General features: G+C 43.5%; 9 protein-coding genes. 2 read left to right on the top strand and 7 right to left on the bottom strand.

Features of this window, described 5'->3' with window-relative positions; translation table 11 throughout:
• Positions 1–13: 13 nt before the first annotated feature.
• The 5 genes from EPX21_RS11040 to EPX21_RS11020 form a co-directional block, all read right to left on the bottom strand.
• Entirely contained in the window at positions 14–2,404 is a 2,391-nt protein-coding gene (locus EPX21_RS11040; RefSeq protein ID WP_134089749.1) for an FtsX-like permease family protein, read from the bottom strand.
• Positions 2,405–2,777: 373 nt separating this feature from the next.
• Positions 2,778–5,171 (bottom strand): ABC transporter permease, encoded by a 2,394-nt coding sequence (locus tag EPX21_RS11035; RefSeq protein WP_134089748.1) that lies wholly within the window; start codon positions 5,169–5,171, stop codon positions 2,778–2,780.
• Positions 5,172–5,303: 132 nt separating this feature from the next.
• Positions 5,304–7,691 carry an ABC transporter permease gene (locus EPX21_RS11030; protein ID WP_134089747.1) on the bottom strand — a complete coding sequence of 796 codons (2,388 nt, stop codon included), beginning with the start codon at positions 7,689–7,691 and terminating at the stop codon, positions 5,304–5,306.
• A gap of 434 nt (positions 7,692–8,125) precedes the next feature.
• Positions 8,126–9,790: an IPT/TIG domain-containing protein gene (locus EPX21_RS11025; protein WP_134089746.1), complete on the bottom strand. Its 1,665-nt coding sequence runs from the start codon at positions 9,788–9,790 to the stop codon at positions 8,126–8,128.
• Positions 9,791–9,796: 6 nt separating this feature from the next.
• Positions 9,797–10,543 carry a hypothetical protein gene (locus EPX21_RS11020; RefSeq protein WP_134089745.1) on the bottom strand — a complete coding sequence of 249 codons (747 nt, stop codon included), beginning with the start codon at positions 10,541–10,543 and terminating at the stop codon, positions 9,797–9,799.
• A gap of 273 nt (positions 10,544–10,816) precedes the next feature.
• Here EPX21_RS11020 and EPX21_RS11015 point away from each other — a divergent pair, with 273 nt between their 5' ends.
• On the top strand, positions 10,817–11,761 hold the full coding sequence (locus EPX21_RS11015) for an NAD(P)-dependent alcohol dehydrogenase (RefSeq protein WP_134089744.1): 945 nt from the start codon (positions 10,817–10,819) through the stop codon (positions 11,759–11,761).
• A 340-nt stretch (positions 11,762–12,101) separates the two neighbouring features.
• Here EPX21_RS11015 and EPX21_RS11010 read toward each other — a convergent pair whose 3' ends face one another.
• Positions 12,102–14,516, bottom strand: coding sequence for an ABC transporter permease (locus tag EPX21_RS11010; protein WP_134089743.1), 2,415 nt, complete (start codon positions 14,514–14,516; stop codon positions 12,102–12,104).
• Positions 14,517–14,833: 317 nt separating this feature from the next.
• On the opposite strand from EPX21_RS11010, the gene EPX21_RS11005 reads away from it, so the two are divergent.
• The gene (locus EPX21_RS11005; RefSeq protein WP_370450972.1) at positions 14,834–15,385 is read left to right on the top strand and encodes a PhnA domain-containing protein; all 552 of its coding nucleotides are present in this window, start codon (positions 14,834–14,836) and stop codon (positions 15,383–15,385) included.
• Between the two features lie 99 nt (positions 15,386–15,484).
• Here EPX21_RS11005 and EPX21_RS11000 read toward each other — a convergent pair whose 3' ends face one another.
• Complete coding sequence (locus EPX21_RS11000; protein WP_134089741.1) at positions 15,485–17,251, bottom strand: HEPN domain-containing protein; 1,767 nt, start codon at positions 17,249–17,251, stop codon at positions 15,485–15,487.
• Positions 17,252–17,254: the final 3 nt, after the last annotated feature.

Below are 17,254 nucleotides of genomic sequence, written 5' to 3'. Positions count from 1 at the left end.
AGGCTTCACAATGTCATTCATTTCTTAATGTATCTGCAGGATTGACAATAGAAGCTTTTATCGCTTGATAACTGATCGTAATAATGGCTAACAATAAGGTTAATGCCGCGCCCACACTAAAAATCCACCAAGATAGCTGAATGCGATAGGCGAAACCCTCTAACCATTTATTTGCACACCACCAAGCGACAGGCGTAGCAACCAAAATAGCTAAACCTATTAGCTGAATGAAGGGCTTATTCAGCAAAAGGAAGAGCTGTCTGGTATTGGCTCCTAAGATTTTCCGTATACTTACTTCTTTTTCACGCAGGTTAATGGCGAAGGCGGACATACTGAATAGACCCAGCAGTGCCACCATCATCACCAAGGCGGAAAATGCGGTAAAAGCTTGGCCCAATTGTTCCTGTTTGGCATAGAGTGCGGCGTATTGCTGATCAAGAAAGTCGTAAATAAAGTACTTTCCATCCAATTTATTGATAGATGACCATTGTTTTTCCAGCCTTTGTAGGGTCGAGTGAATGCTGTTTCCATTCACTTTTACTAAAATATCAGATTTAAAAGGGTGGTTTGGATAACTGCACTTCGTTTGTAGTGTATAGGCTGTGGGTTTTATCAGTTGCTCGAACCCTTGCATTTTACTGTCTTTTATAATGCCTATGATGGTATAGGGCTGATCGCAGATACTGATCTTTTCCTTGTTCAGCTGCTTTATTCCTAAACGTTGAGCGGCCGATTCATTGATGACAATGGATTGGGTGGTATCCGACAGAAAGGATGCGGAGAACGTTCGACCCATCAACAGATCCATATTTAGGGTTTCAAAATAATCGAAGTCGACACCGATGTGGTCCATCGGGTATTTTTTATCCATGTAAGTAAATTCTTCGTTGCTTGGTGCGACCCCGCCCGGATAATTCGTTGTCACAGTAACTCCCTCTATACCGGGAATGGCTTTTATCCGATTTCTAACTGCTGTAAATTGAGAGGGTCTGTTGAAGACCGCAAGGTTTTTAACGCGCACTATATGGTCTACATTAAATCCCTTATCACTTTTTTCCATAAAATTCATTTGCTTGTTGATAACGAGCATAGCGCTGATAAAAACGAAAGCGATGATGAATTGAAATGCAAGCAAGGCGCTTCTTAAGGTAAAGGAACGTGTCCCATTCCGGAATTGACCTTTAATAATGGTAATGGGATGATAACCCGACAAGATATAGGCGGGGTACGCGCCTGAAAGCAATGTGGCTATCAGGACGGCAGTACCCAGTTGAAAAAGCACGCTGCGGTTAAAAGCGAAGGAGGTAAAGTCATATCCGAAATAGGTGCTCATTGCATCCCAGCTCGTACGGGTCAAAAGGCAGGCAATAGCTGCTGCAAGAAGGCATTGTACGAATACTTCAATCAGAAATTGAATAGCTAAGCGGTTTCGGGAAACACCGAACACTTTTTTCAAGCCGATTTCTTTAAATCGTTTTTGAGCCTGTACTAACATCAAATTAGCAAAATTAATGCATGCCAATAGCAAGATGACGGCAGAAAGAACACCCAAGGTCCAAACGATCTTGTATCCTGTATCGGAACCATTCTTTGGACGCAGGTGGAGATTTTTCAAGGGATCTAGGTAAATGCTGGCTTCGGAACGTGTTGAGCTTTTAGTTTCTCGTTGTTTAGCGATATTATTTTGATAGATGGTATTTATTTTATGGGTGAGCGCTTTAATCTTCGTTTCAGGTTTAACGAGCATATAGGTTTGATAAACATTGTTATCGCCATCCCCTTTTCCTTCTGCGATGTCTTCTCTAAAACCGATGTAATCGTATTCAAAATTCGACAAGAGGCGGGGCTTGCTGATCCCGTGGATATTTTCGAAAACACCGCTCTGCTCGTTCACCAAGGATACCCTCTTGGGGACATTAAAACCTGCTTGATCTTCGTCAGGGAACAGTGTTTGACCTACTTCGGCGGAGAGCAATCCTATTGATTTCTCCGGCGAACGAGCGATTGATAGATCGTCTATATTTATAGCAAAAATGTCCGCTATTGTACGGTCGGCGCCCAACCAGTTCTTGACAAAGAACATATCGTTTTCCGAAATAAAAGGAGTTTCAAAAGGGGCTCTTGCAACGCGTCCGATGGTTTCGATTTCAGGTATCGCAGCCTTTAATGCCGGAGCAAGTGCAGCGGGGGTATAATCGGAAGCGTTTTCTTTATCGATTAAACCGATAAGATAGATGTTTTCATAGTTGGGATTCCACCTGTCGTAACTGCCTTCCCTGTTGATATACGCATAAGCCAAAATAAAACCCGCAAATCCTATGGCCAGGCCAAAAACATTAAGCGCAGTAAACAGCTTGGATTTCCAAGCTGCTCTCCATGCGATCTTTAGGTTATTGGTGTTCATATTTTGTTGTCATAAGTTGTACGTTTTACGTTATAAGGTTTTTAGAACTTCGTACTTATAGCGAATAGCTTAAAAAAGCTAAGAGTAGGTCTATGGCCTACCCAAAGCCCTCATTTATAACCAATCGTACCAAAACAGGCATAAATGAAACCAAAAAATACAAAATGTTGATTATTAATCGTTTGGATTGTTCTCCTTTTTTTCTGTTGTTCGATACTGCACAGCAAGTGTTCGGAAACGGACAGTAAATAGTTGTTGGTTCATCGTTATTCGTGATTAGTTCTGGCTAGCGTATATATACTTCCAGTCTTTGGATCAATGTCTTCACGGAAAGACGGCGTGATTAACCGATAGCGAAAAGCCAGCAATCAAATCATTCATTCCGCAAAGAATCTACAGGATTAGCCAAAGCGGCTCTGATAGCTTGAATGCAAACTGTGAGTAGAGAGATGACCAAAGCGAATATTCCAGCAAGCATAAAGACCCACCACTGTATTTCTACACGATAGGTAAAGTCTTCCAACCATTTTTTCATGGCCCACCAGGCTATCGGCGATGCAATGAGCACCGCAATCAGCACTAGCCTGACAAAGTCTTTAGACAGCAGAATCAATACATCGCTAAGAGCAGCTCCCAATACTTTGCGAATCCCGATCTCCTTCGCACGCTGGACGCTAAGCAGCGTCATAAGTCCGTGTATACCCAAACAGCTGATGAATAAAGTGAGTAACGTAGAAATGAAGGCTAGGTCGCCAACCTTTTCTTCAAAAGAGAATTTACGGTCAAATTCCTCCTGAACAAAGCGAACATCGAACGCTTGATTTGGTATATGCTGGCGGAATACGGTTCGGATTTTTTGTAAGGCATCCTGAACCGGAATGCCGGGTTTTAAACGCGCAATGAGAAAATTAGCTGCAGGCTGCATAAAATAAATCGTTTGATGAACGGGCTCATAGGGTGATTGCATGACCATGTCTTTAATCACACCGATAATGGTATAGCTGCCGTTATTAAAGGTCTCATCCTTCCACTGCACGGTCTTCCCGATGGGGTCTTTGATTCCCATATATTTTACAGCGCTTTCGTTAACGATAATTCCAAGGGAGTCACTGAGAAAATCTTTGGAAAAATCCCGTCCGTCGACTATTTCCCAGCCTAAGGTTTTGCCGTAACTGGGGGACACTGCCAATAAAGAAAAATCGTCTTTGAAACCCGCCGTTTTTCCTTCCCAATGAAAACCGGATGTATGCGACCATACGTCTGTTGCCGGACTTGTGGCTTGGCAAGTCGAGGTAAGGACACCTGTCGCCAATAGATCACGATGTAAGGCTTCGTTTGTCCCGTTAAATTTGTTCAGATGAAAACTGATCAAGTCGTTCCGGTTATATCCTACCGGTCGGTTTTTTGCATGATTAATTTGTTGGTGGATCACATACGTTCCGATCATCAACACGGCGGTAACCGTAAATTGAAAAACAATTAAAACTTGGCGCAGCTGGAATCCACTTTGCGGAATTTTCACATTTCTAAGGCTGCTGATTGGAGAAAACGATGCCAGAACAAGCGCCGGATATGTTCCGGCCAGTATACCGACACATAGGACAAAAGCCATCCCCAGAAAGTGAAAATTGAGCTTGTTAACGGGTAAATGAAGCGATTTCTCCGCAAAGGTGTTGAAGTATGGCAGGCCGAAGGACACCAAAACTAAGGCCAACACGTAAGCAAGACCGGTGATGAAAACGGATTCACAGAGAAATTGAAGCATTAACTGCTTCTGATCTGAACCGATTGCTTTCCGCACGCCGACTTCCTTCGCACGTTTCTGTGCGTTGGCGGTACTTAGGTTGATAAAGTTAACGCAGGCTAAGAGCAGAACAAAAAGACCGATCAAAGCAAAAAGGCGGACAAATTTTAGCATGCCCGCTGTCGGTTTGCCATTTTCCCACTCGTTATAGAGGTGCCATTGTTCCATCGGGTACAGGCTTAAGGTCGGCAGCTCGGTAGACCGTTCCGGTTGGTCTTTTAAAACGTGACGTTGAAAGTTTTTGATTTCAGCAGAGGCTTTTTCCATCGTTGTTGCCGGATTTAAAGCAACCAGGACTTCGAACCAGTTGAATTCCCAGCTTGTTTCAAGGCGCTTGAAATCTTTGTTGGAAGCCGTCAGAAGTGCCCACGGAAGGAGGTGTTTTACGCCGTAAAAGCTGGAATTATGGGGAAAGTCTTCATAAACACCGCTGACGGATGCGAGCATGGTATCATCGATCTTGATTACTTTTCCGATAGGGTCTAGGTTCCCGAATATTGCCCTCGCCATGCTTTCCGAAAGCATGATGTTATTTGGCTTTTGGAGTCCGTTTCGGATCCCTCCTAACATTACCATTGGTAAGATAGCCGTTCCTTCAGCTTCAATGAATTTACCAGTCGCCTTCAGGATCTGCTCGTCAAAGCGGAGTACATGCTCACCGGTAACACGTGCCAGAGCAACTGATTCAAATTGATTCTTAAAGGTCGTTCGTAAGCCTTCCGCCAGCGGTGCAGCAACCAAGGTTGATGTATGCAGTTCGTGATGCTGTCGCGTGGTAAGGGCCACCTTCGCAATGCGTTCGTAATGCTTGTGTTGTTTGTCAAATGAAAGCTCATCCCACACCCATAGGGCAACGAAGAGAGTGACGCTAATGCCGATAGAAAGACCGATAATATGAACAGATGCTTGTACAGGGTTTCGGCGCAGATTCCGCCAAGCGATTTTCAAGTAATTTTGAATCATATTAATTCGTTTTTCAGAGCTGTGCAGCTATCCGCCAATCGACGGATGGTTTTTGATTCAAGTATCAATATATTAGTTGTTCGCCCTTTGCAGGAATAGCGAATAACTAACAACTAATAACGAGTAACCAAATCATTCATTCCGCAAAGAATCTACAGGATTTGCTAAAGCGGCACGTATAACTTGATAACCAACGGTCAAGATTACAATTGCGAAAGAAAGCGTTCCCGTTATGAGGAAAACCAGTCCCTGTATTTCGATTCGATAACTAAAGCTATTCAACCATTTGCTCATTGTCCACCAAGCGATAGGCATGGAGATCAAAAAAGCGATCATAACCAATTGTACGAAGCCCTTTGAAATGAGTAAGGTGATGGTTGTTGCGGAAGCTCCTAATACTTTACGGATACCAATTTCCTTTGAACGTTGTTGCGTAGTGAAGGCTGCTAGACCGAAAAGTCCCAAACAGGCGATTAAAATAGCTAAAGCGGAAAATATAGCCGTTAAGTTGGCAGTAAACTGTTCATTTTTGAACTTCTCTGCATAAGCCTCATCAGCGAACGTGTACTCAAATGGATAATTTGGATTGTACCGGTTAAAAACCTGTTCGCTTAGTTCCATGTTTTTGCGGATCGAATTTGCTGGATTTAAGCGGATATGCATGTAATTGAACCAACTGCTTGGACCGCAAACAATCAGTGGCTCAACCGGATCGTAGGGAGAAGTAAGGATAAAGTCCTCAATAACGCCCACCACATGCCAGGTTTCCGCAAACTTTTCTCCCTTACCTTGAACAATTTCCACGCCTAAGGGATCTTTCAAGCCCATACGTTTCACTGCGGTGCGATTGAGTAATATGGCAGTTGAGTCTGATGGGAATTTTTGAATATCGATGTCTCGTCCTGCCAAAAGCTTGACCTGCATTGTTTTCGTAAAGTCGGCATCTGCGCTCAAGCGATCGAACACTACATCATAATCTTCTGGTTTGCTGCCGGGCCAGCTAAAGCCCCATCCGTTGCTGCTATATCTAGTAATTGGTCCCAATGATTTAGAGACGGCAATTGCTGCGCCTTTGTTCAAAAGCTCATGTTTGATGACTTCATAGTGTTTATCTGTTTGGCCAGCCAATGAAGTATAAATAAGCTGGTTTTTATCGTAGCCGCTGTCTCGCTCTTGGGCATACCGGATTTGCTTGCTGACGATGAGTGTACAGATAATAAGGGTAATCGAAAACGTGAATTGTAAAACCACCAATACCTTGCGGGGATTAAAGACCGAGCCTGCGGAGACAAAAGTTCCCTTTAGCGTTTTTATGGGTTTAAGGGAAGAGAGGAAAAAAGCAGGGTAAACACCCGCGAGTATACCGCTTAACAAAATAAAGGAGACCAATAATAACCAAAACGATAGATCAGCAGTCGGAACCTGAAGCTGTTTGCCGACGATCTGGTTAAAAAAGGGCAATACGACGATTGTAAGTACAATAGCGAGTACTCCCGAGATAAAGGACAAAAGAATTGATTCTGTCAAAAATTGGTTAATAAGCATGTTTTTGCGCGCGCCGACGACCTTTCTCACACCGACTTCTTTCGCTCTTTTTTCACTTTGGGCGGTACTTAGGTTGGTGAAATTGATGCAGGCGATTAACAAGATAAATATAGCAATGACAATAAATAAACGAACGGTGTTTAATCTGCCTGCGACCATTTCTCCGTTTTCGGATCGGTTATATAAATTCCATTTGCTTGCGGGATGCAAGAAGATAGACGTTTGATTTTGATTTGCAGAGTGCTTTTGGATCAAGTTTTTAATTTTCCTGTTGACATGGGCGATGTCAGCCTGTGGTTTCAATAGAGCGAAGGTTTGATGGTTGTTCGCGCCCCAAGAAGAATAACTGACCCAACCTAAACGCTCTAAAAGGGGCCATGAACAAAAATATTCCGTTCCTCTAAATCGCGAATTGTCAGGTATGTCCTCAATTACTGCTTTAACAAGCATGTTGCTTAGCGTATCAAAAGCGATCACCTTTCCTACGGCGTTCTCTTTTCCAAAAAATTTTTGCGCTAAAGAGGCTGTAATAACAATATCATTGACTGACTTTATGGGGTTTCTCGTGTCTCCAGAGAGAAACTTGAAATCAAAAAGGCGGAAAAAGGAAGAGTCTGCTGCTAGGCCTTTGGGAATGAATTTCTTGTCACCTACACGTAAGACATTGAAGTCAGTCAGGGAAGAAATCCGTACGGTCTCTTCAACTTCAGCATGCTCTTCTTTCAACACTGGTCCAAGAATGGCTGCGGTATTACCCCAAGCGTGTTTTTTTCCTTCGAAGGTTGCCTCACTATAAACCTGGTAAAGGCGATCTGTTGTACTATAAAAGCGGTCGAAGGTCATTTCGCTTTGAATCCAGCATGTTATCACGATGGAGGCCATCATTCCGATAGCCAGACCTCCGATGTTAAGTGCCGAATACCCTCGGTTTTTCCAAAGATTCCGCCAAGCGATTTTCAAGTAATTTTGAATCATACTAATTCGTTTTTCAGAGCTGTGCAGCTATCCGCCAATCGACGGATAGTTTTTTATTCAAGTATCAATATATTAGTTGTTCGTCCTTCAGGAATAGCGAATAACTAACAACTAATAACGAGTAACCAAATCATTCATTCCGCAAAGAATCCACAGGATTTGCTAAAGCGGCACGTAAAAGGACTTAAAAATCTATACCAAAACGTTTCCAAAATAGTAATAACTTGATTATTAGCTGTTTGTGTGTTTGTCGTGCCGAAAAGTGTCCGAAAGCGAACAGGTTTCGTTCGGAAATGAACAGGGTGAAGACCTAAGAAAAAGACGGCGAAAGGGGAAATAGCAAGAAGTCGGGAAAGTTTTGGATATGCGCTAAAATGGGGATTTAGATCGCGTAGCGGTAAAGAGGGTGAGCACCGAAATGCTCACCCGGTTATTTAGTTGATAGCAGTGAAATCATCCTTGCTAGTCACTGTTTGGCCGTTTGATACGACGTTTATTTTCATTGCGCCCATGTTGACATTCGACGGAACCAAAACCTTGATTTGCGTGTCTGTGATCGACGTAATGGTGGCTTCAACCGTTCCAAATTTCACCACTGTATTCCAGGTGTCTGCTGCGAACCCTTCGCCGGTGATGGTAACGGCTGTTCCGGGAACGCCCGAAGAGGGAGAAAAAGAGCTGATGGATGGGCCTATGACTTCGAAATCATCAGCAAGTTTAATGTCCTTATTTGGGAAGTGAACGGTGATTTTTACTTTGCCTGCAGGAAGCCCGTAAGGAACGCTTACTTCCAAAACACTCTTGGAAGTAGCGGTGGCGCCCACCCGTGTCGAGCCAAAACTCACTTCATAATAATTGTTGGCATTAAAAACACCGTTGATTTTTACAAGGCTGTTGATGGCTCCTTTTTTCGGACTGAAGCTAGATGCCGAATAACCTTCTACTTTAAACGCGTTATTGGCGGTGACGGTATGCGGTCCCGAAGTCACGGTTAACGCATAAGTGCCGGAAGGAATGCTGGCGGGAATTACTGCTGTTATACTGTTTTGACGGACATCATATACGTCTAAGTCATAACTCCCAAGTTTCACTTTCGGCAGATTTGCCCAGTCTGTACTAAAATCGGTGCCCGTGATTACGATGGTTTCGCCCGGTAGGCCGGCATTAATCGAAACAGCAGAGACTGTTGGCGCCAAAACCTTGAATTCGCCGGGAAGTTCCGACCTTTCTCCATTAATCTCAATATATACTTTGGATGTTTCTTCTATGGTAGGCGGAACTACATAGGTAGGAACGTCCAGATACATAAAGTTAGCCTCCACATTTCCAAAGTACATTTTGATACCTTGATCTCCGTAGTAATAACTTGGAAGGTTTTCTCCGATTAAGGTAACTGCCGCGCCAATAGCACCTGTTTTGGGGGTAAAGTCTTTAATGCGTGCTTGTATTCTAAAGTCGTAACTGGCTTGATATATTTGCTGCCCGATCTGTAAGCTTATGCCGATTTGGCTGTTGTGAGAGGCCTGAATACCGGTTGGTACTTCTGCTACGATCTTGTCCTGTTGCAAGGTCTTAATAGTGGCCTTTTTATCCATAAAAAATACGGCGATTGCAGCGGTATCTGTGGTATGAAATTGACCGGAGATGGTGATAAGATCTCCGGCCTTTCCTGCTGTCGGACTTACAGAGGAGGTTGACGGAATCGGCAAACTCACCTGTTTCACCGAGCCATAAGCCGTACCGTTGCTATTCGTCAGGTAGGATCGGACATACACGGTACTGCCGTATATGTTATCCAGTACATTAGAAACAAGGGTACTGAAGTCGCCGACGGAAGCCTTGTTTCCCAAAGAAACTTTAATTCCATTTTGATCGTCGATGTTAGGGTAAGCGGCATAGATAAATCCATAGTCGATCACATTGAATTCACCTTTTTCAACAATTTTTCCTTTGAATTCAACCGTGTTTAAGTTGATCGCTATCGGATCTTCCGTTAGCATTTGCGGATGTTTATCAAGATCTTTTTTACAAGCATTTAAGCAAAAGCTTAGGCTACAGATGAACAGCCAAAAGGTGTTGGTTGATACTAATTTTTTCATGTATGTTTATCTTAAAATATAACCGAGACGAACGCCATTCATTACTCTTGGACCAAAAGAACTACTGGAGTTTTCCGTGTAATTATTCGGGGTAGACGTTGGATTTCCGCGTTGGGTCAAGGTAATTTCATCGAAATCCGTTTGATCAAAACCTAAGCTAAACTCGTAACCGAAGAAAAAGTTAGCAGCCATATAGAAATCAAAACCGCATATAAGGGCTGCTCCATAGCGTTTGAAGCCGTATCCTGCAACGGATCGGATGGGATAACCGTTGCTGTTATAAGAAGTTTGATACCAGCCTCCTTTGACGTCCAAAATAGACTCCCCTTCGATAAGTTCTTGGCTCATCGACTTGTTAGTGAAGGTAAGGTCAAACCCTACATAGGGTGATAACCTGCGCGTTCCTTTGAAATGTTTCTCTACACCTGCGTTGACGCCAATGGTGGTACTGTTTTTTTTGTCTTTAAAACGATAGTTGTCGGTACCATAGGGCTGCTGGTTGTCTGTAAGAGCATTGTCTGTGCTGACATTAAAGCCTAAGCGTAAGGCAAGGTCCGATTTAGCGAAGTATCGGACTTTGATTTGATTGAGCGAGTTGTTTAAACTGATCTCTCCGTTAAAAGGATTAAAGTTTAATTCGGTAGCAAAACTGCCGGCGGTTGCTTTTAATGAAAGGGAGTCGGTATCAACATTTTGGGCATAGGAAGCCCCAGTGGCTAAAAAAGCCATAAAAAATAATAAAAGTTTTTTCATATAAAATTTTGAGTTTAGACCGCAAACATATCGATTTTTCAGGTTTAATTATTTAAGGTTTAAAAATATTTTTTGCGAATTTGATTATAATCTTTATTTCAAGTTATGCGGGCATGTGGGCTTTTGAGCATAAAAACATTTTTGTACCTACTTATTGCGGGTTCTTTTACAAAAAGATAACAAAAACAATCACAAAATGAGATACAGGCAACAATCACCCTTGCACAATTCCTTAATTTGCATGTTGTTATAGGGAAGGATGTCGACAACATAATGAAAGCTGCAGTAGTAGAAAAGAAAGGCGCAAGCGCAAAATTTAAAATTAAGGAACTCGTAAGTCCGTCAATTAAAAACGGACAAGTTTTAATCCGGAATTATGCGTCATCGGTAAATCCCATCGACGTGATGGTGCAAAACGGAAAATCGCTGCTGTCGAGCGCCGGGTTTTCTGATCAGGTGATCGGTAGTGATTTCTGCGGAAAAGTTATCCAATCCAGAAGTCGACTCTTTAAAGAGGGAGACGAAGTATACGGGATGCTTGCTGCGCTGAAAGGTGGCGCCTATGCCGAAGAGTTGGCGGTAGACGCCAGTCAGGTGGCATTAAAGCCACAAAAGCTATCTTACTTAGAGGCCGCGGTGATTCCCTTGGTTGGGTTGACGGCGTATCAGGCTTTGTTTAAAGTCGGCCGACTGCAAGGAAAGGAAAATGTGTTGATTACGGGTTGTACAGGCGGTGTCGGATCTGCTGCGGTTCAACTCGCGAGCACGATAGACTGTCATATTAGTGGATTGTGCAGCGAACAGCATCGAAGCTACGCCAAATCAATTGGTTGCGATGTAGTGATCGACTATCAGAATCAGCGAATCCCTTCTGGTGCCCGCTTCGATCTCATATTTGATGCCGCCGGTATGTATACGTATAGCGATTTAAAGCATCATTTAAATGAGCAAGGCCTTTTTGTTACTACAAGAGGAGAAATGAACACCCTAAAGGGATTAGTGAAAACTGCTGTTGATGTGGTGTTCGAGCCTAATATGAAATTTGTTTTCGTTAAGCCGAAGGCGAATGACCTCCGCGCATTAAGAGACATTATAGAGCGTGGGGATTTAAAATTACACATCGAAAAAGTGTTTAACCTCGGTCAATTGACCGAAGCCCTTTCGATGAAGCAGAAAGGTGGTTTTGTAGGTAAAATAGCTGTTGACATTGGCGGGTAGTTCATCCATCTATATAGGGTAGTCGCGTGGTTCCCCGAGCACCTATGTCGCTCTCACAGGACTTTAAAGACAAGAAGAGACAGCAGGTGGTGAATTCGCGTCTTGCTGTAACCTTGTTGGGCTATTGGCGTCACATATTAAACAGGCGCACATGTTATGGAAATCGCACGGTTAAAACTGATTGTTTTATCTTTTTTTAAACTCAGAGCCCTACAAATCGGTCGGATATTAAGCGATATCGGCTTTATCCGTATCGTCTTACTTTTGGTGTTTTGCCTACATTAGTTTTGTTGATTAACTTAATTTCTAATAACTGACTACGAATAACCGACAATCATAGTTACTCATTCCTTAAGGAGTCTACCGGATTAGCCAAAGCTGCTTTGATCGCTTGCAAACTAACGGTAAGCAAAGCGATAGCTATAGCTACGCCACCAGCTAGCAAAAACATCCACCACTGTATGCCGATTTTATATGCAAAGTTTTCCAGCCAATTGTTCATCGCCCACCAAGCAATAGGAGAAGCGACCAAGATGGACAAACCAACCAATCGGATAAAATCAATTGAAATCATTCGAGCAATCGAGGGAACGGATGCACCTAGCACCTTTCGAATACCGATTTCCTTGGTTCTTTGTTGGCAGCTGTAACTGATAAGGCCAAATAGACCTAAACAAGCAATGAATATGGCGAAAGCCGCAGCAACGAAGAATAATTTTCCCGCCCGATGTTCCGCATCATAGAGTCGATTGAAGTTTTCATTCAGAAAGGAGTAACTAAAAGGCTGTCCGTCCATTTTCTCCATACCATGGTACTGTTCTTCGATTTGATTAAGCAGATGTGATATATTACTGGTGTTTACACGAACGATAATGTTATCCGCCATGTCAGTAAGGGAAAAAACAAGGGGAGGGACGGTGCTGTGTAAAGAGCCCGCGTTAAAGTCCTTCACTACGCCAATGATCTCACGTTTTATATTCCCTTCATATAGGGACTGATGAAGCGGATCTTTATAAGCTAATAACTTTGCGGCGCTTTCATTGATCAAAATAGCAGATGAATCCGTTATACTATGGGCAAGGAAATTACGGCCTTTTAACAGCTCGATATCAAGGGTCGCAAAGTAATCATGATCAATATCCCATTGGGCAATACCTGTTACTTCGCCGCTGCTTCGTGCCGGATCCTTAGAAAAAATATGGACATTGCGGTTCAGGTCGGTGGGTAGCGTACGGGCAATGCTAACCGACTGCACACCCGGAAGCTTTTTTAGTTCTTCTTTAAAGATTGGCAACTGTTTCCACAGTGAATAACCATTTTTAATAACCAGGACTTGATCCCGGTTATAGCCCAACCGTACGTTCTGTATGAAATGTAATTGCGTTAAAATAACGCAGGTACTAATAATAAGAATGATGGCTGCGGCGAACTGAAAAATTACTAATACGCTTCGTAGTCCGCGGTCTTTTAAACCACTGGCCGTTTTGCTTTTTAAGGTTTTAGCCGGTTCAAAAGCAGAGAGAAAGAAAGCCGGATATATACCTGATACCGATCCGACGAGGAGCGAAAAGAAGAGTAGTCCTCCCAATAGCCAATAAGTTTTCAGAAATGAAAGGGAAATGGCTTTTCCACTAATTTGGTTCAAAGAAGGTAATAGTAAAGCAACAAGAATAAGGGCAAAAAGTGAGGCGAAGAAACTCATCAATATAGACTCTGTTAAAAACTGTACCATGAGTTTAGATCGCGTAGATCCCAATACCTTACGGACGCCTACCTCTTTTGACCTTCTGCTAGCCCGAGCCGTAGATAAGTTGGTAAAGTTGGCGCACGCTATCAAAAGGATCATCACTGCAATTATCATGAATAGATGAACCGTCTGTATACTTCCTGAAGGCTCCGCCTCATCCGATAAGGTCGACTTCAAGTGAATATCTGTAATAGGCATGCTGTTGTAGCGGAAATATTCTTGGTGAGCATCCAGCTCGGCAATGCTGCTGCCGGTCATCTTTTTCAAAGGCCCATCCATGTATTTTCGGGTGGCTTCTATCAAGTAAGTGTTTAACTCCTTGATATCTAAATTTGGTTTAGTAAGTAAATAGGTCACAAAATTATCGCTCATCCAGTTTACTTCTTTGCTTTCGGCATTGCCGGCCATCGCTTGTATAATATCAAAGCGGATATGCGACTGGGTAGGCATGTCTTTAATAACACCCACAATTTTATAGTCGGATGTGTTGTCCATGTGCAGTGTCTTTCCTACTACCTGAATGCTGTGGAAGTATTTTTTAGCAACTGATTCGGAGATAACCATCGTGTTTGGTTCGCGCAGACTGACACGTGGATTCCCTGCGAGCACAGGTAGCGTGAAGATGTCGAATATGGAAGCGTCAGCAAATACCGTATTGGCTTCTGCGAAAGTTTGTGTATCCCCGGGGTTCTTTACTAAAGACTTTCTCGGACCTAATATGCGGGCGTAGTTTTCAATCTTCGGATAATCTTTAGTCAATACTGCACCGAAGGGTGCAGGGACCGTGCGTTCGCGAAAGGTGTTACCGTTTACAAGGAAGTCTGCTTCTAAACGATAAATGCGATCGGCTTTTTCATGATAGCTATCATAACTTAGCTCATCTAATATATAGAAGAGGATGAGGATCGTGGCAGCTATGCCCAGAGCCAGGCCCAAGATGTTTATAGAGGAATAAGGCTTATCTGCTTGAAGATTGCGCCAGGCAATCTTTAAATAATTTGTCCACATTTTGTCTGTTTTAATGATGCTTCTATTCTTCTCCGAATCAATGGGCCTATTTGCTCTGGTATTCTAAAATTCAGGAAGCTTTATTTTATTGTACAATTAAGCGGCCATATTAAAAAGGGCTTTATTGCGGCTTCCAATAAGGGGGTTGATAGAAGCGCTGTACGGAAATGAACAAATCGGTGTTCATTTCCGTACAGGTGGGTTTAACAACTTAGGTGTCTAGCAGGAGATAAAGGAAAGCCCGTATTTAAGCGGTCTTAAAAACGTATCTTTGCAAGCTAACAACAAATTGCAACATGGTAATAAATGATACCCTTATGGCCAGAAGCGGAGGGAAGTGCGAATTAAGTGGCAAAGAAGGCGAAGTAGTGGTTTACAGTGTAACTCCTGACAGTTATTCGGATAATGAAATCGTAGTCGCAAAAGAGCTGGCTGCTCAGCTGGAAGGAACCGCCAGCTTTTCTGCCGAAGATTGGCGTTTTTTGCCCGATGTTATGTGGAGCGCAATCCCAGCCGTGCAGGTATTGGCTTGGCGGGTGCTCAATCGCTTGAAAGGTGAAAGCTGGGCGGCGGATGCGCTGGATATTCTTTATCTGGAGGAAGACACGCTCGCGTGGGCACAAGCCGGTTCCTTTGAAGAAGGGGAAGCCGCTAAACCTGTGCATAAAGATGCGAATGGCAATGTGCTCCAAAACGGTGATTCAGTGGTTTTGACTAAAACATTGGATGTAAAGGGAAGTTCGCTCTCGGCGAAATTGGGCACAGTGGTGAAAAATATCCGTTTAGTGGAGGATAATCCGGAACAGATAGAGGGAAGGGTAGAAGGGCAGCTGATCGTGATCCTCACTAAATACCTGCGTAGACAATAACCCGATTCAGCGGAGGATATAAATTTTGCGGCCTACACCGCAAAATTTATTGTCGAAGATAAGATGTTTACGCAAGGGCATAGCCAGGTTTAGAAGAGACTATGACACCTTGCTCGGTTCGTCGGCAGGGGCGTCAACTGCCGTTTCGACCAAATCTTGATTTATAGCACATGCTTGCTGGATCTGTTTTTCTAATTGCGAAAAGTTAGTGGTGCAGCAAAGCTTCGCAATAGCATAAAAACGTTCATAGCAGGCCATAGCGGTTGCTAACGCAATGTCACTAGGGGCAGCTTCTTTCTTGTAACGGATAGCCGGTAGGCTGTTGGCGAGCGACTTGAGCGCCTGTCTGGTGGTATCTCCACCGAAGGCAAAGCAATCAGCTAGCTGCGGGGATATCAGTTTGGTTACCTGAAGCAAAAACGGAATGGTGCTCTGATCCGCATGGTAACCGAGACAGGCGTAAATTAATCCGACGCAGAGCTGTTCCATACTCTGTGACAGGAGGAAAATAGTGATTTGGGTGTCTTGCCTTTCCCGAAGAGCTTGATCCGCGCAAGCAAGAAAGGTATCGGCTTTATATTTTCGGTAATTCCAAACGGCTTTCGCTTTTTCCAAAGTCATGGACCAATCCGGTTTTGGAATGGTGAAGGGACCTTTATCTGCATCGATAAAGAGCGTTGTGCCATGGTTAAGCGTTTGCAGAAAGAAGCGGTTTTTCTTTTCTAACGCTTGGCTTGCTCGCGGACATGCGCACAGGATGACCGTAACTCGAATGTCGGTGTGGACGATGGTATGACTTTTAGAGGTACTCTTTCCGGAACCGATGCCGAGCAGAAAACAATGTGGTGTTTGCACAGCGTCGAAGGCGTCTGGCTGGTAGAGTGCGACCTTTTTCGATTCACCGGCTTCGTGGCCAATAAGAACGAGTTGTTGGAGGGATTCCCTTTTGATGAGATTGGTGCAAATAGCGGTCAGCGTCTTTATAGCTGCTTCTCCCAGCTGCTTGATAAGGGTGTCGGGAAAAGATAAGGCAACTGCCGTTGGCGTAAAAGCCATGGTTGATCCTACTTCCGGTTGGTTTGAGGATTGTTGTATCATCCCATCAAGCTCAGCGATGCACGCACGATAATAGTCGTTGCACCAGTCTAAAACAGGGATTAGCGTAAGTATCAACTGGTCAATTTCCTCTTTCTCCACATCGAATTGCCGTTGATAACGCACTGCGGTATAAGATTGATCGATTAGCTTCAGCAATCGGTAACGATAAGGATTTTCTTTGCCAACTAGATCGACAAACGGAGGGATGTATTTTGCTATTAACTTGATGTGCTCCTGTAAGCTGTGACTTGGACGATCACGCTTAAAGATTGCCTGTTCGATACCCCGAAAAGTTAACTCAGCGGCTTGGTGCAGCATAAAGAGCGCCTGTTCAAAGTTTTCTTTGTTGCAGTAAAACTCCATACCGTCCAAGAAATCGCGCTGTTTGGTGGTTGCTTTCTCATAGTGTTCCCGTGCCTTCGTACGGATACTTTCCAACTCTGTTCGGGTAAGATCTGGAATCGGTTTTTTCCCGAGGCTGAGTTTTAAATGTTGCTTACGACAGGCTAAGGAATAATGAAGTGTCCCATTTTTGATCGCTGTTTTCAATTCGCCATAGGGAATCAAGGAATAACTATGCAAGCGTGTTTCAGGCAAGCATAGCTCGGCCATCGGTTCCAGCGTTTTAGTGGCAACCTGGCATTTAGGATCAATAACCACAAGAAGATGAAATTTCTCATTTCCTAAAAAAGAGTAAGGAAATTCATAGATACAATCAACCGGTATCTTTTCCGCTAATGTTTTCAGAATGGTTTTAATTTTGTTCATATT

Source organism: Olivibacter sp. XZL3 (assembly GCF_004368405.1).
Lineage (GTDB): Bacteria > Bacteroidota > Bacteroidia > Sphingobacteriales > Sphingobacteriaceae > Olivibacter.
This window is presented reverse-complemented; position numbering and strand designations above follow the sequence as displayed.

Coding starts and splice junctions, on each gene's coding strand:
- EPX21_RS11030 (WP_134089747.1), bottom strand. CDS start 7,691: ATGATTCAAAATTACTTGAAAATCGCTTGGCGGAATCTTTGGAAAAAC.
- EPX21_RS11010 (WP_134089743.1), bottom strand. CDS start 14,516: ATGTGGACAAATTATTTAAAGATTGCCTGGCGCAATCTTCAAGCAGAT.
- EPX21_RS11015 (WP_134089744.1), top strand. CDS start 10,817: ATGAAAGCTGCAGTAGTAGAAAAGAAAGGCGCAAGCGCAAAATTTAAA.
- EPX21_RS11035 (WP_134089748.1), bottom strand. CDS start 5,171: ATGATTCAAAATTACTTGAAAATCGCTTGGCGGAATCTGCGCCGAAAC.
- EPX21_RS11020 (WP_134089745.1), bottom strand. CDS start 10,543: ATGAAAAAACTTTTATTATTTTTTATGGCTTTTTTAGCCACTGGGGCT.
- EPX21_RS11040 (WP_134089749.1), bottom strand. CDS start 2,404: ATGAACACCAATAACCTAAAGATCGCATGGAGAGCAGCTTGGAAATCC.
- EPX21_RS11025 (WP_134089746.1), bottom strand. CDS start 9,790: ATGAAAAAATTAGTATCAACCAACACCTTTTGGCTGTTCATCTGTAGC.
- EPX21_RS11005 (WP_370450972.1), top strand. CDS start 14,834: ATGGCCAGAAGCGGAGGGAAGTGCGAATTAAGTGGCAAAGAAGGCGAA.
- EPX21_RS11000 (WP_134089741.1), bottom strand. CDS start 17,251: ATGAACAAAATTAAAACCATTCTGAAAACATTAGCGGAAAAGATACCG.